This is a genomic window from Nonomuraea solani, assembly GCF_900108335.1.
Classification (GTDB): Bacteria; Actinomycetota; Actinomycetes; order Streptosporangiales; family Streptosporangiaceae; genus Nonomuraea; species Nonomuraea solani.
The window spans coordinates 296,996-321,883 of the sequence record NZ_FNVT01000008.1 but is presented as its reverse complement, the minus strand read 5'-3'; the positions used below and the strand labels follow the sequence as shown (position 1 = coordinate 321,883).

At 70.9% G+C, this 24,888-nt stretch carries 21 protein-coding genes; 11 read left to right on the top strand and 10 right to left on the bottom strand.

The annotated features are described in order from the left end of the window. Positions 1–12: 12 nt before the first annotated feature. From C4V41_RS29075 to C4V41_RS29055, 5 genes are all read right to left on the bottom strand, one after another. Positions 13–777, bottom strand: coding sequence for an ABC transporter permease (locus C4V41_RS29075; RefSeq protein WP_103959127.1), 765 nt, complete (start codon positions 775–777; stop codon positions 13–15). Then, positions 774–1,673 carry an ABC transporter ATP-binding protein gene (locus C4V41_RS29070; RefSeq protein ID WP_103959126.1) on the bottom strand — a complete coding sequence of 300 codons (900 nt, stop codon included), beginning with the start codon at positions 1,671–1,673 and terminating at the stop codon, positions 774–776. The genes C4V41_RS29075 and C4V41_RS29070 overlap by 4 nt, the downstream gene beginning before the upstream one ends. 119 nt (positions 1,674–1,792) lie before the next feature. Continuing rightward, a complete protein-coding gene (locus C4V41_RS29065) occupies positions 1,793–2,287 on the bottom strand; it encodes an HIT family protein (protein ID WP_103959125.1) in 495 nt (164 codons plus the stop codon). 16 nt (positions 2,288–2,303) lie between these two features. Further along, positions 2,304–3,494 carry an MFS transporter gene (locus C4V41_RS29060; RefSeq protein ID WP_103959124.1) on the bottom strand — a complete coding sequence of 397 codons (1,191 nt, stop codon included), beginning with the start codon at positions 3,492–3,494 and terminating at the stop codon, positions 2,304–2,306. A 180-nt stretch (positions 3,495–3,674) separates the two neighbouring features. Further along, positions 3,675–4,187 carry a TetR/AcrR family transcriptional regulator gene (locus tag C4V41_RS29055; RefSeq protein WP_103959123.1) on the bottom strand — a complete coding sequence of 171 codons (513 nt, stop codon included), beginning with the start codon at positions 4,185–4,187 and terminating at the stop codon, positions 3,675–3,677. 53 nt (positions 4,188–4,240) lie between these two features. Here C4V41_RS29055 and C4V41_RS29050 point away from each other — a divergent pair, with 53 nt between their 5' ends. Continuing rightward, positions 4,241–5,404: a cysteine desulfurase family protein gene (locus C4V41_RS29050; RefSeq protein WP_103959122.1), complete on the top strand. Its 1,164-nt coding sequence runs from the start codon at positions 4,241–4,243 to the stop codon at positions 5,402–5,404. 9 nt (positions 5,405–5,413) lie between these two features. Here the strand turns inward: C4V41_RS29050 and C4V41_RS29045 are convergent, their stop codons facing one another. Beyond that, positions 5,414–6,493 (bottom strand): DUF695 domain-containing protein, encoded by a 1,080-nt coding sequence (locus C4V41_RS29045; RefSeq protein WP_235030441.1) that lies wholly within the window; start codon positions 6,491–6,493, stop codon positions 5,414–5,416. A gap of 39 nt (positions 6,494–6,532) precedes the next feature. Between C4V41_RS29045 and mnmA the strand changes: the two genes are divergently transcribed. Next, a complete protein-coding gene (gene mnmA, locus C4V41_RS29040; RefSeq protein WP_200824292.1) occupies positions 6,533–7,594 on the top strand; it encodes a tRNA 2-thiouridine(34) synthase MnmA in 1,062 nt (353 codons plus the stop codon). Between the two features lie 6 nt (positions 7,595–7,600). On the opposite strand, the gene C4V41_RS29035 is transcribed toward mnmA, so the two are convergent. Further along, a complete protein-coding gene (locus C4V41_RS29035) occupies positions 7,601–8,233 on the bottom strand; it encodes an MBL fold metallo-hydrolase (RefSeq protein ID WP_103959120.1) in 633 nt (210 codons plus the stop codon). A gap of 23 nt (positions 8,234–8,256) precedes the next feature. Between C4V41_RS29035 and C4V41_RS29030 the strand changes: the two genes are divergently transcribed. From C4V41_RS29030 to gatB, 6 genes are all read left to right on the top strand, one after another. Then, positions 8,257–9,237: a methionine synthase gene (locus tag C4V41_RS29030; protein ID WP_103959119.1), complete on the top strand. Its 981-nt coding sequence runs from the start codon at positions 8,257–8,259 to the stop codon at positions 9,235–9,237. Between the two features lie 64 nt (positions 9,238–9,301). Beyond that, positions 9,302–11,473 carry an NAD-dependent DNA ligase LigA gene (gene ligA / locus C4V41_RS29025; protein WP_103959118.1) on the top strand — a complete coding sequence of 724 codons (2,172 nt, stop codon included), beginning with the start codon at positions 9,302–9,304 and terminating at the stop codon, positions 11,471–11,473. A 207-nt stretch (positions 11,474–11,680) separates the two neighbouring features. Next, the gene (locus C4V41_RS29020) at positions 11,681–13,753 is read left to right on the top strand and encodes a putative bifunctional diguanylate cyclase/phosphodiesterase (RefSeq protein ID WP_103959117.1); all 2,073 of its coding nucleotides are present in this window, start codon (positions 11,681–11,683) and stop codon (positions 13,751–13,753) included. Between the two features lie 188 nt (positions 13,754–13,941). Continuing rightward, positions 13,942–14,241 (top strand): Asp-tRNA(Asn)/Glu-tRNA(Gln) amidotransferase subunit GatC, encoded by a 300-nt coding sequence (gatC, locus tag C4V41_RS29015; RefSeq protein WP_101787882.1) that lies wholly within the window; start codon positions 13,942–13,944, stop codon positions 14,239–14,241. Then, on the top strand, positions 14,238–15,728 hold the full coding sequence (gatA, locus tag C4V41_RS29010) for an Asp-tRNA(Asn)/Glu-tRNA(Gln) amidotransferase subunit GatA (RefSeq protein WP_103959116.1): 1,491 nt from the start codon (positions 14,238–14,240) through the stop codon (positions 15,726–15,728). The genes gatC and gatA overlap by 4 nt, the downstream gene beginning before the upstream one ends. 115 nt (positions 15,729–15,843) lie before the next feature. Continuing rightward, the gene (gene gatB, locus C4V41_RS29005) at positions 15,844–17,349 is read left to right on the top strand and encodes an Asp-tRNA(Asn)/Glu-tRNA(Gln) amidotransferase subunit GatB (protein ID WP_103959115.1); all 1,506 of its coding nucleotides are present in this window, start codon (positions 15,844–15,846) and stop codon (positions 17,347–17,349) included. 81 nt (positions 17,350–17,430) lie between these two features. Here the strand turns inward: gatB and C4V41_RS29000 are convergent, their stop codons facing one another. Genes C4V41_RS29000 through C4V41_RS28990 form a run of 3 tightly spaced genes read right to left on the bottom strand, consistent with a single transcriptional unit; the run spans position 17,431 to position 20,395 of the window. Further along, positions 17,431–18,954 carry a tripartite tricarboxylate transporter permease gene (locus C4V41_RS29000; protein WP_103959114.1) on the bottom strand — a complete coding sequence of 508 codons (1,524 nt, stop codon included), beginning with the start codon at positions 18,952–18,954 and terminating at the stop codon, positions 17,431–17,433. Beyond that, a complete protein-coding gene (locus tag C4V41_RS28995; RefSeq protein WP_103959113.1) occupies positions 18,951–19,430 on the bottom strand; it encodes a tripartite tricarboxylate transporter TctB family protein in 480 nt (159 codons plus the stop codon). The genes C4V41_RS29000 and C4V41_RS28995 overlap by 4 nt, the downstream gene beginning before the upstream one ends. Beyond that, complete coding sequence (locus C4V41_RS28990) at positions 19,430–20,395, bottom strand: tripartite tricarboxylate transporter substrate binding protein (RefSeq protein ID WP_200824291.1); 966 nt, start codon at positions 20,393–20,395, stop codon at positions 19,430–19,432. The genes C4V41_RS28995 and C4V41_RS28990 overlap by 1 nt, the downstream gene beginning before the upstream one ends. Positions 20,396–20,531: 136 nt before the next feature. Between C4V41_RS28990 and C4V41_RS28985 the strand changes: the two genes are divergently transcribed. From C4V41_RS28985 to C4V41_RS28975, 3 genes are all read left to right on the top strand, one after another. Then, positions 20,532–22,103 (top strand): sensor histidine kinase, encoded by a 1,572-nt coding sequence (locus C4V41_RS28985; protein WP_103959112.1) that lies wholly within the window; start codon positions 20,532–20,534, stop codon positions 22,101–22,103. Continuing rightward, positions 22,100–22,756 carry a response regulator gene (locus tag C4V41_RS28980; protein ID WP_103959111.1) on the top strand — a complete coding sequence of 219 codons (657 nt, stop codon included), beginning with the start codon at positions 22,100–22,102 and terminating at the stop codon, positions 22,754–22,756. Before C4V41_RS28985 ends, C4V41_RS28980 begins: the two co-directional genes overlap by 4 nt. Before the next feature lie 92 nt (positions 22,757–22,848). Continuing rightward, positions 22,849–24,858: a VanW family protein gene (locus tag C4V41_RS28975; RefSeq protein WP_103959110.1), complete on the top strand. Its 2,010-nt coding sequence runs from the start codon at positions 22,849–22,851 to the stop codon at positions 24,856–24,858. The last annotated feature ends 30 nt before the right edge of the window (positions 24,859–24,888 follow it).

The window sequence follows — 24,888 nt, the reverse complement described above, 5'->3', positions numbered from 1 at the left end:
TGTCGAGCCTAGTCAGGTGTCGCGGTTCTTGAACTGGACGAACGCTCCCACCAGCATGACCGCGACGAAGGCGATGAGCACCCCGAACGCCAGCACGGGCGGCAGCTCGGACGTGCCGGAGACCGCCTGGAAGGCCGCGGTGTTGGGCCAGTACGTGGACAGGATGTCGCGCAGGATGCCGGGGGCGGACGAGGCCAGGATGGGGATCAGGAGGAAGGCGGTGCTGATGTTCACGGCGGCGGCCGTACCGCGCAGGAGGAGGCCGAGCGTCAGCCCGAACAGCGCCAGCAGCGTGAACACGAGCGGCCCGAGCAGGAGTATGCGCAGGGCCTCGGGCGCGCCCGGCATGACGGACGGCGCCCCATGTGTCGCCAGCGTGATCTGACCGGCCGTGAACATCAGCCAGATCGCGGCCACGCTCACCGGCAGGGCGGTCAGCACGGTCATTATCGCCTTGGCGGCCACCAGGCGGCCGCGCCGGCCCACGGCGGCGACGCTGGCGCGCATCGTGCCGGAGCCGTACTCGGAGGAGGCCACCAGCGCGCCCAGCGCCGCGATCAGCAACTGGACGATGAACATCCCGCGCATGCCCTGGTCCAGCGGCTGGAAGTCCAGCCGTTCCTGCGGCGTGGCGGTGGCGTACTCGTTGGCGGCGGCGTTGCCGAACAGCCACCCGAACAGCCCCGCGACCGTGAAGGTCGCCACCGACAGCACCAGGGTGGCCCTGATGCTGCTGAACTTGGTCCACTCGGCTCTGAGCACTCCGGCGTCGATCATCGGGCCGCTCCGTACTCGACGGCGTCGCGGGTGAGCTCCATGAACGCCTCCTCCAGGGACGCGCGCCGCGGGGCCAGCTCATGCAGAGGTACGCCCTCCGCCGCGGCCAGCCGGCCCACGTCGGGCGCGGTCATGCCGCTGACCAGCAGCTCGCCCTCGTCGCCGAGCTTGACGTGGGCACCGGAGAGCTCCAGCCGGGCGGCGAAGGAGGTGGCCTCCGGCGTGCGTACCAAAACCACGGCCCCGGCCTCGGTGAACTCGGCGATCTCCGCCTCGGCGATGAGCCGGCCCTTGCCGATGACCACGAGGCGGTCCGCGGTCAGTGCCATCTCGCTCATCAGGTGGCTGGAGACCAGCACGGTACGGCCCTCGGTGGCCAGTTTCCTGATGAGCGTGCGGACCCACAGGACGCCCTCCGGATCGAGGCCGTTGACCGGCTCGTCCAGCAGCAGCACCGGCGGATCGCCGAGCAGCGCCGCGGCGATGCCCAGCCGCTGGCTCATGCCCAGCGAGAACCCGCCCGCCTTCCTGCCCGCCGCCTCCGACATCCCGACCAGGTGGAGCACCTCGTCCACGCGCGTGGACGGGATGCGGTTCGTCTGGGCCAGATAGAGCAGGTGCTTGTACGCGGTCCGCTGCGGGTGCACGGCCTGCGCCTCCAGCATCGAGCCGATGGTGCGCAGCGGGTGCGGCAGCTCGTGGTGCGCGCGGCCGTCGATCGTGGCCGTGCCCGCGGTGGGCAGGTCGAGGCCGAGGATCATCCGCATGGTCGTGGTCTTGCCGGCGCCGTTCGGGCCCAGGAAGCCGGTGACGAGGCCGGGCCGTACCGTGAAGGTGAGATCGTCGACGGCGAGTCGTTCGCCGTAGCGTTTGGTGAGTCCGGTCAGCTGGATCATGGGTCCAGCGTGGGGCGGCCGGTTGGAGGCGTTCTGAGGGGATCTGTGAGTTCTCTGTGAGCGCGGGCGCCGCCAGGTGGGGACCTGCGGCGCCGCCCGCGCCGATCCACAGAGAACTCTCAGAGGGCCACCCGGATGCGGGCCGCCATCTCCTCGGCCTGCTCCTGACTCCACGAGATCGTGCCGTTCTCGGACATGAGCGCGTAGAACTGCTGCTTCTCGTACGGGGTGCCCGGCGGCAGCGGGGCGACGTGCCAGTGCAGGTGGGAGTTGCCCTGCCGGCTCCCCAACGACAGCAGGTACGTGCGCTCCGACGGCACGACCGCCTCCACGGCCAGCGCCACCTTCCTGACCACGCGCATCAGGGCGAGGTAGTCGTCCTCGTCGAGATCGCGTACGGCGTGCTCGACATGCCGCTTCGGGCAGACCAGCACGTAACCGGGCACGGTGGGATAGTGCGTGAGAAAGGACAGGTGGTGATCGTCCTCATAGACGATCTGCTCGTGGGCGTAGGCCGGGTCTCCGGCGACGATGGCGCAGATGAAGCAGGGCCGCGACTTCACCAGCGCCTCATACGCCTGGATGTCGAAGGGGACGTTCCTTTCAAGATCCATATGGAGATCATGCCACTCAGGCGGCGGCCTCGGCGGGCTCGCGGACGGGGGGCAGGGTGCTGATCGCGGCCGGTTCGGCGCGCGGCAGCAGGCGGGCGGCGAGCGCGATCAGCACGCCCAGGACGACCGCGATCCCCAGTGCGGTACGCAGTGAGGTGGCGTCCGACAGGAAGCCGATGGCCACCGGCCCGAGCAGCAGGCCCGCGTACCCCATGGCGCCGGCCTGCGCGATCGCCGGCCCCGGGGTGTCGGTCGCCGTCCCCGCGAGCGACATCGTGAGCGGCGAGATCGTCGCCACTCCGAGCCCGACGAAGAACATCGCGGACAACGCCACCAGCGCCACCGGCGCCATCAGCACGACCGCGAAGAACGCGGCCGTGGCGGCGCCGGAGACGGTCAGCATGCCCCGCACGCCGAACCTGGTCCGCAACCGGTCACCGGTGAGCCTGGCGATCAGCATGCCGACCTCGAAGACCGGGTAGCCGAGCGCCGCCACCGCCTCGGGAGCGCCGAGCTCGTCGCGCATGTAGAGGCCGTTCCAGTCGGCGACCGTGCCCTCGACCATGAAGGCGAAGAACATGATGGCGCCGAGCAGGAACACGATCGGGGGCATGCGCCGCCTGGCCGCCGTCGCGGTGACGACCTCAGGGGGCTCGGGCAGGTACGTACGGCCGAGCGCCACCATGACCGGCAGCGAGACCAGGCCGATCAGCGCCACGTTGGCGGTGAACGGCAGGCCCACGGCGATCGCCAGGCTGCCCAGTGCGCCCGCCGAGATGGCGCCCACGCACCAGCCGGCGTGCATGCCGTTCATCAGCGGCCGCCCGTACGCCCGCTCGACGGCGGAGCCCTGGGCGTTCATGGCGACGTCAACGGCGCCGAAGGCCATGCCGAAGAGCGCCACGGCCACCAGCAGCAGCGGCAGGTCGGGGGCGAAGGCTACGCCGACGAGGGTGAGCGCCGTCAGTGGACCGCCCGCCCGCAGCACCGCCCTGCTGCCCACGCGGGCCATGATGCGGCGCATGGACTGCATGGTCACCAGCGCGCCCAGGCCCCACACCAGCAGGATCGTCCCGACCGTGGCCTCGGACAGGTCCAGCTTGTCGGTCAGGGCGGGGATGCGCACCGTCATCGTGCCCACCAGCAGGCCGGCCAGGATAAAGGTGAGGATCGCCCCGTAACGGGCACTCCTCAGCTCGCGGGTCATAAGTCCACACCTCACACAGGTTCATCATTTATGGGGATATTTCGGGCGTTGGTAGCGGCAGAGGTGCGCACACGCCAGGACCGCCCGCGCTTCAGCTCACGCGGGCAGACGTCGATGTTCGGCCGAAGCCAAGGGGAGTTCCCCGGCCGAAAGCCGGGGAAGGGTGGGGGAGCCGGAGGGTCAGGCGCTCGGTTTGATCAGTGCCCGGAGGCGGGTCTCCAGTGCCTGGAGGTCGCTCTCGGAGTTGAGCTCCGGGTCGTGGCTCGCCACGTCCCACAGCCCCTCACACGCCAGTCGCACGATCTGCGCCGCCAGCGGGTCCGGCTCTTCGGCCAGCCCTTCGCGATGCCATCGGGTCATCGCCTCGCGCAGCGGCGCGAGCAGGAAGAGGTTGCCCGACGCCCCCGTGACGACGGCCCATCGTCGCAACCGGCCCGACCGCACGGAGGTCAGCGTCGCTCCGAGATAGCGCTCGGTGTAGGTTTCTCCCGGCTGGGTGGCGAGAAGGTCGTCGAAGTCCTCGATCAGACGCTCCACCATGCCCTTGATCAGGGCTTCTTTGGAGCCGTAGTGATAGAGCAGGCCACCCTTGCTCACGCCCGCCCGGTCCGCCACGGCGGCCAGGGTGAGCGCGGCCGAACCCTGGTCGCAGAGGAGTTCCTCCGCCGCGTCCAAGAGCTCGTCCCTTCTCATGCCCCAACTGTACCGTCCGGACGGTACAGTCGCAAACGAGATACTCTGAGCGGGTGACCACTCCGTCGGCCTATCTCGATCATGCGGCGACCACCCCCATGCTGCCCGAAGCGATCGAGGCCATGACGGTGCAACTCGGCCGGGTCGGAAATGCTTCCTCCCTGCACGCGGCGGGTCGCCGGGTGCGCAGGGTGGTCGAGGAGTCGCGCGAGACGATCGCCGACGCGCTCGGCGCCCGGCCCAGCGAAGTGGTGTTCACCTCGGGCGGCACCGAGGCCGACAATCTCGCGATCAAGGGCCTCTACTGGGCGCGCCGGCCGCGCCGGCGCGTGCTGATCAGCTCGGTCGAGCACCACGCCGCGCTCGACCCGGCCCACTGGCTGGCCGGCAGCCAGGGCGCCGAGGTGGAGCTGCTGGCGGTCGACGGGCTCGGCCGGGTGCACCCCGACACGCTGCGGGCCGCCATCGAGCGCGACCCTGACGACGTGGCCATGGTCAGCGTCATGTGGGCCAACAACGAGGTCGGCACGATCCAGCCGATCAACGTGCTGGCCGCCATCGCCCACGACCACGGCATTCCGTTCCACACCGACGCGGTCCAGGCGCTCGGGCAACTGCCCGTGTCGTTCGCCGGGTCGGGGACCGACGCGCTCACGCTGACGGGGCACAAGGTCGGCGGCCCGATAGGGGCCGGGGCGCTGCTGCTGGCCAGGGGGCTGACGCCGGTCTCCGTGCAGCATGGCGGCGGCCAGGAGCGCGACGTGCGCTCGGGCACGCTCGACGCGCCCGCCATCGCGGGGCTCGCCGCCGCCGTCAGCACCGCCGTCCGCGAGCAGGAGGCCCTGGGCCGCCGCCTGACGGCGCTGCGCGACGAGCTCATCCAGCGGGTCCGCGCGGCGGTGCCCGACGTGGTGCTCAACGGCGACCCGGCCGACCGGCTGCCCGGCAACGCCCACTTCTCCTTCCCCGGCTGCGAAGGCGACGCGCTGCTCATGCTGCTCGACGCCAAGGGCGTGGAGTGCTCGACGGGCTCGGCCTGCTCGGCGGGCGTGTCGCAGCCGTCGCACGTGCTGCTGGCCATGGGCGCCGACGAGGCGGCGGCGCGGGGGTCGCTGAGGTTCACCCTGGGCCACACCTCGACGCGCGACGACGTGGACCGCCTGATGGAGGTCCTCCCCGCCGCCGTCGAACGCGCCCGCCGCGCCGGCCTGAGCTGATCCGCCGGGTCAGCTCAGGAACGGGGACACGGCGGTCCAGCCCGGGTCGGCGGAGACGTCGACCCGCGGCTCGCCCTCCTCCCAGCCCACGATCAGCTCCTTGGCGTGGATCGCGGCGTCGCCGGTCGGGTCGGCGTACACGTGGATGACCCGGTGCCCCTCCGTGCTCACGTGCGCGGCCAGCACGGCGTCGCCGCGCAGCTTGAGCAGCCGGGCGGCCAGGCGCTCCTCGAAGTCGCGCAGCGCCGCCAGCGAGTCGCCGACGGGCAGGCCGTTCTCGTCGCGGTGCGCGTACGGGAGTGTGATCGCGATGTGCTGGTCGAACAGCGGATGGTCCACCGGCCGCAGCGGATAGCGGGCCGTGGCGACCAGCGGCGCGCCACCGGCGGTCTGGCCTTCGAGCAGCAGCCACTCCTCCTCGGAGTGCCCGGCGGCCACGTCGGCGACCACGGCCGGCAGGTGCGCGGCGGCCACGGCGTCGATCGGCTGGAACGTGACCGCGGTGATTTCGCCCACCCACCGGGCCACGTCGTCCTCGCCGAGCAGCCAGTCGAGGGCCAGCAGCGTGGCCTCCATCCTGATGTCCTCGTCGAGGTCTTCGAAGATCGGATGGTAGGCGGCCACGTCGACTCTCGGCTGGTTGCGCGGCATGCGCAGGCCCAGCGTCAGCTTGTCGAGCGCGAACTCCAGCCCGCCCACGTCCAGCGTCAGGTCCATCGCCTGCGGGTTGGCCTGCCGCGACGGATGGAACTCCCACAGCAGGTCGGCGGGCGGCGCCGCGCCGGCCCAGCGGTGCGCGAGCGAGCGCAGCTCGGCGTCGCCCGCCGCCGTGACCACCAGGGCGTGGGCGGCGTTCCTGCCCGGCGCCACCTCCCAGACCAGCCCCGCGTCGATCGCGGCGACGGCGGGGGCGAGCCACTCCTCCAGCCCCTCGGCCTCGCCGGCGGCCACCAGCGAGTCGAGGCGCGGCCTGGTGTCCTGCCACCACGTCCAGAATCCGGCGATGGCCTCGTCCGGCCCGCCGGGCTCTTCCTCTGCTTCCTTGCGCCCGAATAGTCGCATGGCCGAATACTTCCAGACCCGGGCCATGGTCGCGCACTCCTGCGCGGACAGTACGCTGGAATGGTCATGGGATTGCGTGTGCTTGCCGCCATGTCGGGCGGCGTCGACTCCGCCGTGGCCGCCGCTCGGATCGCCGAGGCCGGTCACGAGGTCACTGGTGTCCACCTTGCCCTCTCCGCCAACCCCCAATCCCATCGCACGGGAGCCAGGGGCTGCTGCACGGTAGAGGACTCGCGGGACGCCCGCCGGGCCGCCGACGTGATCGGCATCCCCTTCTACATCTGGGACATGGCCGAGCGTTTCCAGCGCGACGTGGTCGAGGACTTCGTGGCCGAATACGCCGCGGGCCGCACGCCCAACCCGTGCCTGCGCTGCAACGAGAAGATCAAGTTCGCGGCGGTGCTCGACCGGGCGCTGGCCCTGGGCTTCGACGCGGTCGCCACCGGCCACCACGCCAAGCTGGTCGGCGGGGTGCTGTCCAGGAGCCCTGACCAGGGCAAGGACCAGTCCTACGTGCTCGGCGTGCTCACCCGCGAGCAGCTCGGCCACGCGATCTTCCCGCTGGGTGACTCGACCAAGGCCGAGGTGCGCGAGGAGGCCGCCAGGCGCGGCCTGACCGTCGCCGACAAGCCCGACAGCCACGACATCTGCTTCATCGCCGACGGCGACACGCGCGGCTTCCTGGCCGGGCGGCTCGGCGCGGCCGAGGGGCCCATCGTCGACCAGAGCGGCGACGTCGTGGGCAGCCACCAGGGCGCCCACGGGTTCACGGTGGGGCAGCGCAAGGGGCTGCGCATCGACCGCCCGGCCTCCGACGGCAGGCCGCGCTACGTGCTGTCGATCGAGCCGGTGTCCAACACGGTCACGGTCGGCCCGCGTTCGGCGCTGGAGGTCACCTCGATCACCTGCGTCCGGCCGGTCTGGAACGGGCCCTCGTCCCCGTCCGGTGACCTGACCGTGCAGCTCAGGGCGCATGGCGAGGTCTACGGGTGCCGCTACGACGAGACCGAGGGCGGGCTGCGCGTCGAGCTCGACCGCCCGGCCACCGGGGTGGCGGCGGGCCAGGCGGCCGTGCTCTACTCCGGCGCCACCGTGATCGGCTCGGCGACCATCGTCTCCGCCGCCTGAGGCTTTCTAAGCCAGGGTGGCCGACTCGCCGACCGTGAGCCTGCGGATGTCGGCGCCCTGCTTCTCCGCCTCCATCTTCAGCCAGTTGTCCACCAGGGACAGCCCGATGTCGCTGTAGAGAGCGTCATGAGTGGAAAAAGCCCGCGCCGGGCGGATCGTACGGAGATATTCCACCATTTCGCTGAGCTTCAGCCACGGCGCCCCGGTCGGCACCAGCAGCGTGTCCACCTCCGCCTCCGGCACCGTCAACGCGTCACCGGGGTAGAAGATCGCGTCATCGACCAGGAAACCGACGTTCTGGACGACAGGCACGTCGGGGTGGTTCTTGGCGTGCCACTCGCCGAACGCCTTCACCCGGAAACCGGCCGTCTCGAAGTCGTCGCCGTGCCGTACGACCTGCACCTTGCCCGGCACCTCGGTCAGCCCGGCGGCCACGCCCTCGCAGGTCCAGATCTCCAGCTCGGGTGAGGCGGCCTTCAGCAGGTCGACGTCCACGTGGTCGAAGTGCTCATGGGTGATGAGAACCGCGTCGGCGCCGTCGAGCACGGGCGACCTGGTGAACGTGCCCGGGTCGATGACGAGGACCTTGCCGTTCTTCTCCACGCGCACGCACGCGTGGTCGTATTTGGTGAGCTCCATTCGCCAGAGCCTACGCTTGCCCCATGTCAACGTGGGAAGCCACCGGGGTCGGGTCTCATCCGGGTGAGGATCATCTAGAGGCCATCAAGCTCGTGTTCGGGGAGGTGCCCGGGCTCCCCTACCTGCCCGAGCTGCCGGCCAGGGGCGTCGGGGCGGACATGGTGGGGCGGACGGCGGCGCTGCTCGTCGAGCTGCCCGTCGAGGTCCAGCCCTCGGGCTGGCGGCTGAGCGACCGGCCGGGGCGTGACCACCATCGGGCCGTCGAGCACCTGCGGCGTGATCTCGACGGGCTGGAGGAGATCGGTCACGACTACACGGGCCCCCTCAAGCTGCAGGTCTGCGGGCCGTGGACGCTGGCGAGCTCGATCGAGCTCAAATACGGGGACAAGATGCTCTCCGACCCGGGCGCCGTACGCGATCTGACCGCCTCGCTGGCCCAGGGCGTGGCCGACCACTGCGCCGAGGTGCGGCGGCGGCTGCCCGGGGTGACCGAGATCGTGCTGCAGCTCGACGAGCCCGGGCTGCCGGGGGTGCTGAACGGCACCGTGCCGACGGCCTCGGGGTTCGGGCGGCTGGCGGCGGTGGAGGAGTGGCGGGTCGAGGATTCGCTGCCGCTGTTCGGCCGGCCCGTGGTGCACTGCTGCGCGCCCGGGGTGCCCTTCGGCCTGCTGCGGCGGGCGGGGGCGCAGGGGGTGTCCGTGGACGCGGCCATGCTGCGGCGCAGGGACGAGGACGCGCTGGGGGAGCTGTTCGAGTCGGGGATGCCGCTGTTCATGGGCGTCGTGCCTGGCCGGGACACGCGGCTGCCGGACGCGAGCAGGATCGCCAGGCCCGCCGTGGAGCTGTGGCGGCGGCTCGGGTTCTCGCCCGACCGGCTGGCCTCCCAGGTCGTGCTGACGCCGGCCTGCGGGCTGGCCGGGGCGTCGCCGGCGTACGCGCGGGCGGCGCTGGCGGCCTGCGGGAAGGCCGCGCAGGTGCTCAGGGACGATCCGGCGAACGACTGAGACGTGTTCTCATCGGTGGTCGGCGGTAGCGTTTGCACAGGTTGTCGGACGGAAGGAGGCAGGCGTGACTGAGGTTGAGGGCGTGCCGGTGACCGCGCTCGAGCGGCATGCCGAGCTGAGCGAGCTGGTCGAGGACGCTCGCTGGAAGTATTACGTGCTCGACCAGCCCACGGTGAGCGACGCCCAGTTCGACGACTGGTTCAAGGAGCTGCTCGCGCTGGAGGAGGCGCATCCGTCGCTCCAGACGCCCGACTCGCCCACGCAGAAGGTGGGCGCGCCGGTTTCGGGCGACTTCGCGAAGGTTCAGCATCTGGCCAGGATGGAGAGCCTCGACAACGCCTTCGACGCCGACGGCATGGCCGCCTGGATGGTGCGGGCCGAGCGGCTGGCCGAGGGCGATCCGGGGCCCTACCTGTGCGAGTTGAAGATCGACGGGCTGGCGATCGCGCTGGTCTACCGCGACGGGAAGCTGGAGCGCGGCGCGACCCGGGGCGACGGGCGCACGGGTGACGACGTGACGGCCAACGTCCGGACGATCCAGGGCATCCCGCACCGGCTCACCGGCGACGACATCCCGAGCCTGGTCGAGGTGCGCGGCGAGGTCTACATCCCGGTCGAGGAGTTCCAGAAGCTCAACGAGCAGCTTGTCGAGCAGGGCAAGCCGCCGTTCGCCAACCCGCGCAACTCCGCGGCCGGCACCCTGCGGCAGAAGGATCCGCGCATCACGGCGCAGCGGCCGCTGCGGATGCTGGTGCACGGCATCGGCGTCTGGGAGGGCGCCGCCGAGCCGCGGGCGCAGTCGGAGGTCTACGACCGGCTGCGGGAGTTCGGGCTGCCGGTCAGCGACCTGTACAAGGTGGTGCCGGGGCAGGCGGAGATCAACGCGTTCATCGACCACTACCGGGTGCACCGGCACGACCCCGCCTATGAGATCGACGGGGTGGTGGTGAAGGTCGACGACTTCCGCACGCAGCGGGAGCTGGGGTCGACCTCGCGGGCGCCGCGGTGGGCGATCGCGTACAAGTATCCGCCGGAGGAGGTCAACACCAGGCTGCTCGACATCCAGGTGGGCGTCGGGCGGACCGGGCGGGTGACGCCGTACGGGGTGATGGAGCCGGTCGTGGTGGCGGGCTCGACGGTGGAGCGGGCCACGCTGCACAACGCCGCCATCGTGGTGAAGAAGGGCGTGTACATCGGCGACACGGTGGTGCTGCGCAAGGCGGGCGACGTCATCCCCGAGATCGTCGGGCCGGTCGCGGCGCTGCGCGACGGGTCCGAGCGCGAGTTCGTCATGCCCACCCACTGCCCGGAGTGCGGCACGGAGCTGGCGTACGAGCGGGAGGGCGACGCCGACCTGCGCTGCCCCAACGCGCGCGGCTGCCCCGCGCAGATCCGCGAGCGCATCTACTTCGCGGCCGGCCGGCGGGCGCTCGACATCGACGGGCTCGGCTACGTCGCGGCCACCGCGCTCACCCAGCCGCTCCCGCCCCAGCAGCCGGTGGTGCGCACCGAGGCCGACCTGTTCGACCTGACGCTGGAGCAGCTCATCCCGATCAAGTCGGTGGTCCGCGACAAGGACACCGGCCTGCCCAAGATCGACCCCAAGACGGGCGAGGAGAAGGTCGTCACCTTCTTCTCCAACATCGACGGCCAGCCCAGCCAGAACGCGCTGACCCTCCTCGACGAGCTGGCCCGGGCCAAGGAGGCGTCGCTGGCGCAGATCCTCGTCGCCCTGTCGATCCGCCATGTCGGCCCGCCCACCGCCCGCGACCTGGCCGACGCCCTGCGCTCCATCGAGGCCGTCATGAACGCCTCGGAGGAGGAGCTGGTCGCGGTCGAGGGCATCGGGCCCCGGGTGGCGGCCACGATCAAGGAGTGGTTCGAGGTCGACTGGCATCGGGAGATCATCGAGCGGTGGCGGGCCGCCGGGGTCCGGATGGAGGACGAGCCCGCGCCCGAGAAGGGGCCCCAGATTCTTGAAGGGCTGACGTTCGTGGTCACGGGCACCCTGGAGGGCTACACCCGTGACTCGGCGGCCGAGGCGCTGACCAGCAGGGGCGGCAAGGTGACGTCGTCGGTGTCGAAGAAGACCACGTTCCTGGTGGCGGGCGAGAACGCGGGGTCGAAATACGACAAGGCCGCGGATCTCGGCGTGCCCATCCTCGACGGGGCCGGTTTCGCGGTGCTGCTGGAGCAGGGCCCCGAGGCCGCCGCCGGGGCGGCGGTCACGCCCTAGCCTTCCTGTTCCCCTGGGGCCTGTCCGCTCGTCGCGGACGGGCCCTTTTTGTCGGGTACGCGGGTTCACAGCGTGCACGACTTGCTACCGAGGGTGCTTTTTGGGTATATGTCGGAAAGGAGAATTACGGACCGTACGCGCTTGGTTTCGCGAAGTGGGGTGAAGGTCGTACCCTCCCATAGTGACCTAATGGGGGTTCTGTTACCGATGACTGACCCAACCGACACCCGCGACACCGGCCCACGGGTCGGCACGCCGCTCTGGGCGTTCCTCGCGGGTATAACCGTGATCGGCTTCACCGCACTCGTGGTGGCCATGCTCAGGCTCGACGCGGTTCTGCTGGTCGAGATGGCCCGCACCCCGCTGTTCTGGGTGCTGGCCGTGCTGGTGATCCTGGGCGAGCTGCGGCCCGTGATGGTGTCCTCCGCGACCGCCGTGGGCGGCACCTATCCGTCCACCATGTTCACCTTCGCCGTGCTGCTGCACCTCGGGCTGCCCGTGGCCGTGCTCATGCAGGCCGTCGCGGTCACCATGAACGGCATCGTGACGCGCAGGTCCTGGCATCGGGTCATGTTCAACATCGCGCAGTCCACTCTCGCGCTGACCGCGGCGGCCGTGGTGCTGGGGACGTTCGGGATCGTGCCGAGCCCCGCCATGCCCTGGATGCCCACCGGGGCCCACCTGCTGCCGATCGCGCTGGCCGGCATCGCCTACTTCGCCACCAGGGCCACCCTCGTCTCCGGCGCCGTCGCGCTGCACGAGCGGCGCTCGATCATGCGCGTGATGAAGGTCACCGCGGGTCCGCAGAGCCTCGTCTACGCCGGGCTGCTGGGCCTGGCGCCCCTGGTCGTGGTGGTCATGAACCACTCGCCGGGGCTCGTACCCCTCTTCGTCGCACCCCTGGCCGCCGTCTACTTCACCGCCACGCTCTCCATGCGCCGCGACCACCAGGCCATGCACGACGAGCTGACCGGCCTGCCCAATCGCAAGATGCTCATCGTCAGCACCGAGGAGGCGCTGGCCGAGGCGCGCCAGGAGGAACGGGTCGGCCTGTTCCTGCTCGACCTCGACCGGTTCAAGGAGGTCAACGACACGATGGGCCACCCGGTGGGCGACCGGCTGCTGCAGATGGTCGCGCACCGGCTCACCCACTCCGTACGGCCCGGCGACGTGGTGGCGCGGCTGGGCGGCGACGAGTTCGCCGTGCTGCTCCCCTCGATCAGGGACGCCCACGCGGCCAGGGAGGTGGCGGCCCGGTTGCGGGCGGCGCTGACCGAGCCGGTGCGGCTGGAGGGCATGACCTTCGACATGGACGGGTCCGTCGGGATCGCGCTCTACCCGGACCACGCGCCCGACTTCGAACTGCTGCTGCAGCGGGCGGACGTGGCCATGTACCTGGCCAAGGAGGGGCGCACCGGGGTCGAGCTCTACCAGCCCGACAAGGACCGCAACTCCCCCGAACGCCTCAACCTCCTCGGCGACCTGCGCCGCGCCATCGACAACCGCGAGCTGCGCCTGCACTACCAGCCCAAGGTCAGCCTCGGCACCGGCACCGTGCAGGGGGTGGAGGCCCTGCTGCGCTGGCGCCATCCGGTACGCGGGCCGATCGCGCCGTCGGAGTTCGTGCCGCTGGCCGAGCAGTCGTACCTGATGCGGCAGTTGACCGCGTACGTGCTGGAGGCGGCGCTGGAGCAGGCCGCCCTGTGGTGGCACACCGGGCTGCGGGTGCAGATCTCGATCAACATCTCGGCCCGCGACCTGCTCGGCTCGGCGCTCCCGGAGCAGCTTGAGGTGGGCCTGGCCAGATACGGCCTGCCCCCCACCGCCATCCAACTGGAGGTCACCGAGCGCATCCTGACCGGCGACCAGGCCTACACCCAGGACACCATCAAGGCCCTGGCCACCCTCGGCGTCCCCCTGGCCCTCGACGACTTCGGCACCGGCTACTCCTCCCTGATCAGGCTCCAGCGCCTGGCGGTCTCCGAGGTCAAGATCGACGCCTCCTTCGTCCGCCGGATCGCCGAGTCGGAGGACGACGCCCGCATCGTCCGCTCCATCGTCGACCTGGTCCGCTCACTGGGGCTGCGCTCGGTGGCGGAGGGCGTGGAGTCGGACGAGGTCGCGATGCGGCTGGCGGAGATGGGCTGCGACGTGGGCCAGGGCTGGCTCTTCGGCCGCCCGCTGCCCGCCGCGGAGGCCACGATCTGGCTCCGGGACCACTCGGAGTCGGGGGACGAGGTCGAATTCGGCTACCAGCCCGAGGTCAGCCGCTCGGCGTAGCGTGACCGGACGCTCACAGAACTCCGCTTCCAGGAAATACGGTTCTCAGAAGCAGGGTGAGGGGATGTGCGTACGGTCGGGCTGGGTGATGTGTTGCGGGCGGGTTAACCGTTCGGGCCTGCTACGTCAAGCCCCCTAGGATGGCAGTGTCCACCAAGCACAACTCCACGAAACGGGTTCAACGACTCATGTCCGCCATAACCCGCGACGAGGTCGCACACCTGGCCCGGTTGTCCAGGCTGGCACTCACCGATGACGAGCTCGATCACTACGCCACCCAACTCGATGCGATCATCGAGTCGGTCGCGAAGGTGGCCGAGGTCGCCGCCGAGGACGTGCCGCCTTCGTCGCACGCGCTTCCGCTGACCAATGTCTTCCGTGCCGACGAGGTGCGCCAGTCCCTGACCCCCGAGCAGGCGCTCTCCGGAGCCCCCGCCGTCGAGGACGACCGCTTCCGGGTGCCGCGCATCCTCGGGGAGGAGGCATGAGTTTGATCCGTAAGACCGCCGCCGAGCTGGGGTCGATGATCGCCGGTGGCGAGGTGTCGGCCGCCGAGGTGGCCGAGGCGCATCTCGACCGCATGGCCGAGGTCGAGCCCAAGATCAAGGCGTTCCTGCACGTCGATCGCGAGACCACGCTGGAGCAGGCGCGGGCCGTCGACGCCCGGCTCAGGGCGGGTGAGCGGCTCGGGCCGCTGGCCGGCGTGCCGATCGCGCACAAGGACATCTTCACCACGCGCGACATGCCCACGACGGCCGCTTCCAAGATCCTCGAAGGATGGCGGCCGCCCTACGACGCGACCGTCACCGCGCGGCTGCGCGCGGCCGGGCTCGTCATCCTGGGCAAGACGAACCTCGACGAGTTCGCCATGGGCTCCTCCACCGAAAACTCCGCCTACCACGCGACCTGCAACCCGTGGGACCTGTCGCGGGTGCCCGGCGGCTCGTCGGGCGGCTCCAGCGCCGCCGTCGCCGCCTACGAGGCGCCGCTGTCCACGGGCACCGACACGGGTGGCTCGATCCGGCAGCCGGCCTCGGTCACCGGCATCGTGGGCATGAAGCCGACCTATGGTGGTTCGTCCCGCTACGGGCTGATCGCGTTCGCGAGCTCGCTCGACACGCCGGGGCCGTTCGCGCGCAACGTCCTCGACGCGGCGCTGCTGCACGAGGCCTTCTCCGGCTACGACCCGATGGACTCCACCTCCATCGACGCCCCCGTGCCGTCCGTGGTCGAGGCCGCCAAGAACCCCGACATCTCCGGCATGCGGATCGGCGTCGTCAAGGAGTTCGGCGGCGAGGGCTACCAGCCGGGCGTGCTGGCCCGCTACCACGAGGCCGTGCAACTGCTGGAGTCGCTCGGGGCCAAGGTCGTCGAGGTCTCCTGCCCGTCGTTCACGACGGCGCTGCCCGCCTACTACCTGATCGCGCCGTCGGAGGCCTCCTCCAACCTGGCGCGCTTCGACGCCATGCGCTACGGCCTGCGCGTCGGCGACGACGGCACCCGCAGCGCCGAGGAGGTCATGGCGCTGACCAGGGCGGCCGGCTTCGGTCCCGAGGTCAAGCGGCGCATCATGCTGGGCACGTACGCGCTGTCGAGCGGCTACTACGACGCCTACTACGGCCAGGCGCAGAAGGTGCGCACGGTCATCGCCCGCGAGTTCGAGGCCGCCTACCACCAGGTCGACGTCCTTGTTTCGCCGACGACGCCGACGACGGCGTTCCCGATCGGCGAGCGCGCGGACGACCCGATGGCGATGTACCTCGCCGACCTGTGCACCATCCCGTCCAACCTGGCGGGCAACGCCGCCATCTCGGTGCCGGTCGGCCTGGCCGACGAGGACGACCTGCCGGTCGGCCTGCAGATCATGGCCCCGGTCCTGGGCGACGACCGCTGCTACCGGGTGGGCGCGGCCGTGGAGCAGGCCCTGGAGAGCCGCTGGGGCGGCGGCCTGCTGTCCAAGGCGCCGGAGCTGTAGGAGCAGAGGGGAGCGGCGGCGTGCAGGTGCCGCCGTTCTCCGCCCCGGTCGGGACGTCCGCTGGATCGGCGTCCACAGGCCCTGAAACGCGAAGATCTGAACTAAGGACCTCACCATGACTGCCGGTACGCTCATGCCGTACGACGAAGCGCTCGATCGGTTCGAGCCGGTGCTCGGCCTCGAGACGCATGTCGAGCTGGGCACCAAGTCGAAGATGTTCTGCGGCTGCAAGACCGCCTTCGGCGCCCCGCCCAACTCGCAGGTCTGCCCGACCTGCCTGGCCTTCCCCGGGGCGTTGCCGGTGGCCAACGCCGCGGCCATCGAGTCGACGATCCGCATCGGCCTGGCGCTCAACTGCTCGATCGCCGAGTGGTGCCGGATGGCCCGGAAAAACTACTTCTATCCGGACATGCCGAAGAACTACCAGATCTCCCAGTACGACGAGCCGCTCTGCTTCGACGGCTACATCGACGTCGAGGTCAACGGCCAGACCGTGCGGATCGAGATCGAGCGGGTGCACCTGGAAGAAGACACCGGCAAGTCCACGCACATGGGTGGCGCGACCGGGCGGATCCACGGGGCCGACTACTCGATCGTCGACTACAACCGGGCCGGCATTCCGCTGGTCGAGATCGTGACCAAGCCCATCCCCGGCACCGACCGGCTCGCGCCCGAGGTGGCCAAGGCCTACGTGACCGAGCTGCGGGAGATCATGCGGTCGCTGGGCGTCTCCGACGTGCGGATGGAGGAGGGGTCGCTGCGGTGTGACGTCAACGTCTCGCTCATGCCGCGGGGCACCACCGAGTGGGGCACCCGTACGGAGACCAAGAACGTCAACTCCCTGCGCAGCGTCGAGCGGTCCGTACGAAGCGAGATCGAGCGCCAGGCGGCCATCCTGGCCCAGGGCGGCAAGATCTTCCAGGAGACCCGGCACTTCCACGAGGACACCGGCACCACCACGTCCGGCCGGTCCAAGGAGGAGGCGCAGGACTACCGCTACTTCCCCGAGCCTGACCTGGTGCCGATCGCGCCCGACACGGCGTGGGTGGCCGAGCTGAAGGCGGCCCTGCCCGAGCTGCCGTCGGTCAAGCGCAAGCGGCTGCAGGCCGAGTGGGGGCTGTCCGACCTCGACATGCAGGCCATGCACAACGCCGACGCGATCGACCTGGTCGAGGCCACGGTCGCGGCCGGCGCGCCGGCGGCCGACGCGCGCAAGTGGTGGATGGGCGAGCTGGCGCGGCGGGCCAACGAGACGGGCACGGCGCTGGCCGACCTGCCCATCACGCCCGAGCAGATCGCCAGGGTGACCGAGCTGGTGGCCTCCGGCGCGCTCAACGACAAGCTGGCGCGCGAGGTGCTGGAGGGCGTGCTGGCCGGCGAGGGCACGCCCGACGTGGTGGTCGAGCGGCGCGGGCTGCAGATCGTCAACGACGAGGGCGAGCTGTCGGCGATCATCGACCAGGTGCTGGCCGACAACGCCGACGCGGCCGAGAAGGTGCGCTCCGGGAAGATCGCCGCGGTGGGCGCCCTGGTGGGCGGCGTCATGCGGGCCAGCAAGGGCAAGGCCGACGCGGGCCGGGCCAGGCAGCTCATCCTGGAGAAGCTCGGCGTCACCGAATAACGTTCACGGCCCCGCCGATCCGGACATATCGGCGGGGCCGTGCCAAGAACCATTACCTTCGGTTCCCTCAAGCGGTTGCGGCTACTCCTCCCGCGGCGAACGTGACGAAGGCGTGACCCGACGCCTGGCCATGAGCTTCCTGAACAACGGCGTGAGCAGGGCCAGGAGCGCGAGCGCCAGCAGGACGGCGGCGATCGGGCTGCGGACGAGCACGCTCACGTCGCCCGCGCCGATGGCCAGCGCCCGGCGGAGCTGGATCTCCGCCATCGGGCCCAGGATCATGCCGATCACCGCGGGCGCGACGGGCAGGCCGAAACGCCGCATGGCGTAGCCGAGCAGGCCGAGCAGGTAGAGCACGAACAGGTCGACCACGGTGCCGTTCAGCGCGTAGACGCCGAGGGCGGCGAAGAGCACGATCCCGGAATACAGGTACGGCCGGGGCACCCGCAGCACCCTCGCCCACAGCGGGGCCAGCGGCAGGTTGAGCACCAGCAGCATCGCGTTGCCGATGAACAGCGACGCGATCATGCCCCACACCAGCGCCGGGTTGTGGTCGAAGAGCTGGGGGCCGGGCTGGAGGCCGTACTGCTGGAAGGCGGCCAGCAGGATCGCGGCCGTCGCCGACGTGGGCAGGCCCAGCGTGAGCAGCGGGACCAGGGTGCCGGCCGCCGAGGCGTTGTTGGCCGCCTCAGGACCCGCGACGCCCTCGATGGCCCCGTGACCGTACTCCTCCCGCGCCACACCGCGCGCCAGGCGCTTCTCGGCCGCGTACGACAGGAAGGTGGGGATCTCCGCCCCGCCGCCGGGCAGCGCGCCGAACGGGAAGCCCAGGGCGGTGCCGCGCAGCCAGGGGAACCAGGAGCGGCGCCAGTCCTCGCGGCCCATCCACGCCCGGCCGACGGGTACCACCTCGGGCGCCGCGTGGCGGAGCCGGGAGGCGACGTAGAGGGCCTCGCCGAGGGCGAAGAGGCCGACGGCGACGATCACCACGTCGATCCCGTCCAGCAACTGGGGGATGCCCAGCGTCAGGCGGGCCTGGCCGGTCTGCTGGTCGATGCCGACCAGGCCGATGACCAGGCCGAGGCCGAGCGAGGCCAGGCCGCGCACGATCGAGCGCGACATGACCGACGACACGGCCGTGAAGGCGAGGATCGCCAGGGCGAAGTAGTCCTCGGGGCCGAACGCGATCGCGAAGCCGACCACCGCCGGCGCGGCCACGACCAGGAGCCCGGTGGCGATGGTGCCGGCCACGAACGAGCCGATGGCGGCCGTGGCCAGCGCCTGGGCGGCCCGGCCCCGCCGCGCCATCTTGTTGCCCTCCAGCGCCGTGATCATCGACGAGGACTCGCCGGGCGTGTTGAGCAGGATGGAGGTGGTCGAGCCGCCGTACATGCCGCCGTAGTAGATCCCGGCGAACATGATGAACGCGCTGGCCGGCGGCACCGTGAACGTGATCGGCAGCAGCAGCGCCACGGTCATCGCGGGGCCGATGCCGGGCAGGACGCCGACCAGGGTGCCGAGGGTGACGCCGACGAGGGCGTACAGGAGGTTGACCGGGGTGAGCGCGGCGGCGAAACCGTCGATCAGCAACTGGAACGAGGTCATAGAGACAGCACCCCACCCGGCAGGGTCACGCCCAGGCCGTGCACGAACAGCACGTACGTCGCCACGCCCATGACCACCGCGATCCCGCCCGCGCGCAGCTTGTGCTCGGCGCCCAGCGCCACCGACAGGCCGAAGAACAGCAGGGTCGCGCCGACGATCCAGCCGAGCACGTTCAGGAGCGCCGCGAAGGCCAGGAAGATGCCGCTGACGAGCCCGACACTGCGCCAGTCGGTGGGCGCCTCGGTGTCCACGTCCTCGCTCTCCTCGGGGTCGCCATGGCCGCCGCGTACGACGTCCACCACGTAGAACAGGCCGATGAGCACCATGGCGCCGCCCACCAGCATGGGGAAGAAGCGCGGTCCGAGGCCGAGCTGGGAGGCCGCCGCGGAGACGTCGAGCGTCCCGATCACGACGAGCACGCCCAGCGCCAGCACCACGACCGCCAGCCCGAGCTCGGGCCGCCACCAGCGGGCCATCAGGAGACGAGCCCCATCTCAGCGATGATCGCCTTGACCCGGGTCTGCTCGGAGTTCAGGTAGTCGGCGAACTGCTGCCCGGTCTGGAAGGAGTCGATCCAGCCGTTCTTGGCCACCGCGTCCTTCCACGGCTGCGAGTCGTGCATCTTGGTGACCAGGTCGGTCAGCGACTTCTTGTCGGCGTCGGAGAGCCCGGCGGGGGCCACGAAGCCGCGCCAGTTGGCCAGCTCCACGTCCAGCCCGGCCTCCTTCAGCGTGGGGGCGTCCAGGTCGGGCAGCCGCTCGCCGGAGGTCACGCCCAGGGCGCGCAGCTTGCCGGACTTGACGTGCTCGGCGAACTCGCCGACGCCCGAGATGCCCGCGCTGACCTTGTTGCCGAGCAGCTCGTTGAGCGCCTCGCCGCCGCCGGAGTGGGCGATGTAGTTGACCTGCTTGGGGTCCACGCCCGCGGCCTTGGCCATCAGGCCGGCCACGATGTGGTCGGTGCCGCCCGCCGAGCCGCCCGAGATGGACACCTTCGCCGGGTCGGCCTTCCAGGCCGCCACCAGGTCGGCCAGCGACTTGTACGGCGACGCGGCCGGGACCACGACGATCTCGTACTCCTCGGTCAGCTTGGCGATCGGCGTGGTCTCGGCCAGCGTGACCTTGGACTTGTTCTGCTCGATGGCGCCCACCATGACCAGGCCCATGGTCATGAGCAGGTTGCCGTTGCCCTTTTCGCCGGCGAGCTGCGCCAGGCCGATGGTGCCGCCCGCGCCGGGCACGTTGAACACCTCGACCTTCCGCTTGGGGTCGGCCGTCTTGAGCGCCTGCTCGGCCGTACGGGAGGTCTGGTCCCAGCCGCCACCGGGCGCGGCCGGAGCCATGATGCGCAGCGAGGCGTTGGCGGTGCCGCCCGACTCGCCACAGCCCGTCAGCGCGCCGAGGGAGAGTGCCGCGAGGGCGGCGAATACGCGCAAGCGCATGATCACTCCAAGGGGGGATTTCACGTTTATGGAATTGGGATCGTGAAGTCCATCTCCGTCCGCGTCGAGCCTTTGCACGCTTGCCGTCGTAGTGGTCGTATTGGTCGCGACCTGGACGTGACCTCGATTTGTTTCCATGTGCAGCGTGAGACGGGTACGTGACGCCTCCCTCGGTACCCAGCTGTTCGTGTTCCAGATGGTGATCGTCCTGCTGGCCGTCGGAGGCACGGGAAGCGTGTGGGCCGACCACACGCGCGACCAGCTCGACTCGGCGTACGAGCAGCGGGCGCTGGCGATCGCGCAGTCGGTGGCCGGGCTGCCGCAGGTGCGCGAGGCGTTCAAGCTGACGCGCCCGGAGACCGTGCTGCAGCCGCTGGCCATGAGCGTGCAGCAGGAGACCGGCGCCGACTACGTCGTGATCGCCGACACCGACCAGAAGCGCTTCGCCCACCCGAACGCCGCCCTGATCGGCAAGCGCCTGTCCACCGACGGCACCTCGGTCCTGCGGACGGGCAGGAGCTGGGTCGGCACGGAGACCGGCACGATCGGCACCACGGTCAGGGGCAAGACCGCGATCCGCGACGAGTACGGCACCATCATCGGCCTCGTCTCCGTCGGCGTCCTGGAGACCACGGTCATCAGCCAGGTCTCCCGGGCACTGCCGCCGCTGATCTGGACCGCGCTGGCCGTGCTGCTGGCGGGGCTCGCGCTGGCGGCGCTGATCACCGCGCGGGTGCGCAGGCAGACGTTCGGCCTGGAGCCGCGCGAGATCGCCGCGCTGCTCGAACAGCGTGAGGGCGTGCTGCACGGCGTCAAGGAGGGCGTGCTCGCGCTCGACCTGGCCGGGCGGGTCACGCTGGTCAACGACGCCGCCCGCGAGCTGCTGGGGCACGTCGGTGAGGACCTCACCCAGATGCCGGTCTCCGAGCGGATGCGCGACGTGCTCAGCGGCGCCGACCCGGGCGAGGACCGCGTCGTGCTGCACGGCGACCGGGTGCTGGTGCTCAACCGCACCCCGGTCTCGGTACGCGGCCACCACCGCGGCTGGGTGGTCACCCTGCGGGACCGTACCGAGCTGGTCCGGCTGGCCCGCGAGCTCGACGACACCAGCAGCGCGACCGAGGCGCTGCGGGCCCAGGCGCACGAGTTCGCCAACCGCATGCACACCGTCGTCGGGCTGCTGGAGCTGGGCGAGCACGAGGCGGCCATCGGCTTCATCACCCGCACCACCAGTGGCGCCATCGCCACCGGCCTGCGCGAGCGCATTCAGGACCCCACGCTCGCCGCCCTGCTGCTGGCCAAGTCCGCCGAGGCGGCCGAGCGCGGGGCCCGGCTCGTGCTGTCGGAGGACTCATCGGTGCCCGGCGGCCTGCTCGGCGACCCGCAGGACGCGGTCCTGGTCGTCGGCAACCTGGTCGCCAACGCCATCGACGCCCTTGACGGCGCGGAGGGCACAATAGAGGTATCGGTACAGGCCGATGAGGACGGGCTGCGCGTGCGAGTCGGTGACTCGGGCCCCGGCATCGCCCCCGACCTGGTGGAAGAGGTCTTCAGGGAGGGCTTCACCACCAAGGCGGCTCACTCGGGCCCGCGCGGCCTGGGCCTGGCCCTGACCCGGCAGGCGTGCCTGCGCAGGGGCGGCTGGGTCCGCGTGGGCAACTCGGGCGGCGCCGTCTTCACGGCCCTGCTCCCCAGGGGGCGTTCATGATTCGCGTGGTCATCGTCGATGACGACTTCATGGTGGCCCGGATCCACAGTGGCTACGTGGCCAGGGTGCCCGGGTTCGAGGTCGTCGCCGTCGCGCACACCGGGGCCGACGCGCTCGCCGCCGTGGACGAGCTGCGGCCCGATCTCGTGCTGCTCGACATCTACCTGCCCGACATGTCGGGCCTGGATGTGCTCAATGCGCTCACCGGCGTGGACGTCCTCATGATCAGCGCCGCCCGCGACGTACCCACCGTCAGGGAGGCCATGCGCGGCGGCGCCGTCCACTACCTGATCAAGCCGTTCACCGCCGCCGCGCTGACCGAACGCCTGCAGCAGTACGCCGCCACCCGCAAACGCCTGACCGCCATCGGCCCCGAGGCCCGCCAGGACGACGTGGACCGCCTCTTCGGGACGCTCAAGATCGCCGCGCCCATGCCGAAAGGGTTGTCCGCGGCCACCTGCGCGCTGGTGGCCGATACCCTGCGGGAGGCGGGCCGAGACCTGTCGGCGGCCGAGGCGGCCGAGCTCACGGGCCTGTCGCGGGTGAGTGTCCGGCGCTATCTGGAATACCTGTGCACGGCGGGTCAGGCCGAGTTCCGGCCGCGCTATGGGACGGCCGGAAGGCCAGAACATCGCTACCGGTGGCTAGGTTGACACACTTCCGTAGCCATTTCCCGTGACATATGCGGATCCGCGTGCCTTACTGTTGCCTGAGACTTGGCTGCGGACCGGGAGGAGATTGAGGCGTGCGAAACGCCGGACCGATCGAATCACCGACCGACCCGTTCGCCTCGGTGCCATTACCCACGTCGGGCGTCTCCAAGAAGCCGCGCATCGAAGGGCTGCCCCCGGGCGTCTCCCGGGACATCTTCGGCCCTCCGGACAGGCAGGAACCCCGGCCGGCCCAAGGCCCGAGCGCCCCGGGCGGTCCTTCAGGCAATGGCGCGCTGCCTCCGGTCGCGCCCCCGGCGCAGCCGTGGCCGATGACGGGCAGAGACCCGTCGGTGTCACCCTCGCCGGTGTTCGGCCTGAACGGTCCGGCCGAGCGGCCGCCCCTCTACGAGCCCGAACCGCCCAGGCGGGGCCGTCTGCTGCCGGGCATCGTCGCGCTGGTGCTGCTGCTGGGGGCGCTGGCGTACGTGGTGCCGGCCGTCATGATGTCGGGATCGGTGCTGCGCGGCACGCACGTGGGCGGCGTCGACATCGGCGGCCTGACCGTGACGCAGGCGGCCGACAAGCTCCGCGCCGAGCTGGCCTCCAAGCTCAGCAAGCCGGTCACCGCCGACATCGGCGGCAAGAAGGAGACGATCCAGGCCGACGAGGCCGGGCTCGAACTGGACGTGGTCGGCACGATCGGCCAGGCCCCCAGCGGCTTTCCCAGCCCGATGGAAGTGTGGCGCGGCCTGACCGGCACGACCGAGCTCCCGCCCAAGATCAGTGTCGACTCCTCCCAGCTCACCAGGACCATCGAGGGCCTGGCGGAGGCGGCCGACAAGCCGGCGCACGAGGGCAAGGTGACCTTCACCGGGCTCCAGCCCAAGGCCCGCCAGCCCGAGGACGGCGTGCTGCTCGACCGGGAGGACGCCGTACGCCGCATCAGCGAGGCATTCCTTCAGGGCGGCGGCACCACGGTGGTGCTCACCGTCAGGCCCTCCAAGCCCGTCACCACCCCTGAGGCGGTCGAGACGGCGCTGGCCAAGGCCAAGGGGGCGGTCGCCGGGCCCATCACGCTGACCCTCGGCGACAAGCAGGCCCAGGTCACTCCGGCGATGATCGCGGCCAACCTGACGTTCAACTCCGACGGCGACGGCGGGCTCGCGCCCGAGTTCAACGCCAAGGCGGTGCTCGCCGGGCTGGAGAGCAGCCTGGTGGACGCCGCGCAGCAGCCGCGCGACGCCACGTACCAGATCGTGGACGGCAAGCCGGTCCTGGTGACCGCCCGTGCGGGGCGCGGAGTCAACGACAAGCTGCTGGCCAGGGACATGGAGAAGGTGTTCGACGGGAGCGGGAGCCGGACGATCCCGGTCCGGCTGGGCACCGTCGCGCCGGCCGTCGAGACCTCGCAGATCCAGGGGCTCGGCATCAAGGAAGAGGTGGGCGCGTTCACCACCTCGTTCGACCCCGGCCAGCCGCGGGTGAAGAACATCCAGCGGATGGCGCAGGAGATCGACGGATACGTGGTCAAGCCCGGCACGACGTTCTCCCTGAACGAGGTCGTCGGCGAGCGGACCGTCGAGGACGGCTACGTCGAGGCGGGGCAGATCGTCGGCGGCCGGATGGTGAACATCGTCGGCGGTGGCGGCTCCCAGTTCGCGACCACCCTGTACAACGCGGTGTTCTTCGGCGGGTTCGAGGACGTGGAGCACCAGCCGATGGACTACTACGCGCCGCGCTATCCGGCCGGGCGGGACGTGGCGCTGCTCTATCCGGACCTGGACCTGAAGTGGCGCAACGACTCCGAGTCCGGGGTGCTGATCAAGACGTCGTCCACCGAGACGTCGGTCACGGTCACGCTGTGGAGCACCAAGCGGTTCGACAAGATCGAGGCGGTCGAGTCGGAGCGGCGGGATCTCACCGACTTCCGGCGGGAGACCAGCTCGGCGGCCGGGTGCCTGCCGACGGTGGGGGAGCAGGGGTTCACGATCGATGTGACCCGGGTGTTCTTCAAGGATGGCAAGGTCGCGAAGAAGGACAAGAAGCTCACCACCAAATATCGGCCGCAGACCCAGATGACCTGCACCGCCGTCACCCGCTGAGGTCCTTTGAGGATCTCAGCGGGCGCCGTA

Bases quoted from the DNA above. Each gene is read 5' to 3' on its own strand.
- C4V41_RS29075 (WP_103959127.1), bottom strand. From the start codon at position 777: ATGATCGACGCCGGAGTGCTCAGAGCCGAGTGGACCAAGTTCAGCAGC.
- C4V41_RS29070 (WP_103959126.1), bottom strand. From the start codon at position 1,673: ATGATCCAGCTGACCGGACTCACCAAACGCTACGGCGAACGACTCGCC.
- C4V41_RS29065 (WP_103959125.1), bottom strand. From the start codon at position 2,287: ATGGATCTTGAAAGGAACGTCCCCTTCGACATCCAGGCGTATGAGGCG.
- C4V41_RS29060 (WP_103959124.1), bottom strand. From the start codon at position 3,494: ATGACCCGCGAGCTGAGGAGTGCCCGTTACGGGGCGATCCTCACCTTT.
- C4V41_RS29055 (WP_103959123.1), bottom strand. From the start codon at position 4,187: ATGAGAAGGGACGAGCTCTTGGACGCGGCGGAGGAACTCCTCTGCGAC.
- C4V41_RS29045 (WP_235030441.1), bottom strand. From the start codon at position 6,493: ATGGCCCGGGTCTGGAAGTATTCGGCCATGCGACTATTCGGGCGCAAG.
- mnmA (WP_200824292.1), top strand. From the start codon at position 6,533: ATGGGATTGCGTGTGCTTGCCGCCATGTCGGGCGGCGTCGACTCCGCC.
- C4V41_RS29035 (WP_103959120.1), bottom strand. From the start codon at position 8,233: ATGGAGCTCACCAAATACGACCACGCGTGCGTGCGCGTGGAGAAGAAC.
- C4V41_RS29030 (WP_103959119.1), top strand. From the start codon at position 8,257: ATGTCAACGTGGGAAGCCACCGGGGTCGGGTCTCATCCGGGTGAGGAT.
- C4V41_RS29020 (WP_103959117.1), top strand. From the start codon at position 11,681: ATGACTGACCCAACCGACACCCGCGACACCGGCCCACGGGTCGGCACG.
- gatC (WP_101787882.1), top strand. From the start codon at position 13,942: ATGTCCGCCATAACCCGCGACGAGGTCGCACACCTGGCCCGGTTGTCC.
- gatA (WP_103959116.1), top strand. From the start codon at position 14,238: ATGAGTTTGATCCGTAAGACCGCCGCCGAGCTGGGGTCGATGATCGCC.
- gatB (WP_103959115.1), top strand. From the start codon at position 15,844: ATGACTGCCGGTACGCTCATGCCGTACGACGAAGCGCTCGATCGGTTC.
- C4V41_RS29000 (WP_103959114.1), bottom strand. From the start codon at position 18,954: ATGACCTCGTTCCAGTTGCTGATCGACGGTTTCGCCGCCGCGCTCACC.
- C4V41_RS28995 (WP_103959113.1), bottom strand. From the start codon at position 19,430: ATGGCCCGCTGGTGGCGGCCCGAGCTCGGGCTGGCGGTCGTGGTGCTG.
- C4V41_RS28990 (WP_200824291.1), bottom strand. From the start codon at position 20,395: ATGCGCTTGCGCGTATTCGCCGCCCTCGCGGCACTCTCCCTCGGCGCG.
- C4V41_RS28985 (WP_103959112.1), top strand. From the start codon at position 20,532: ATGTGCAGCGTGAGACGGGTACGTGACGCCTCCCTCGGTACCCAGCTG.
- C4V41_RS28980 (WP_103959111.1), top strand. From the start codon at position 22,100: ATGATTCGCGTGGTCATCGTCGATGACGACTTCATGGTGGCCCGGATC.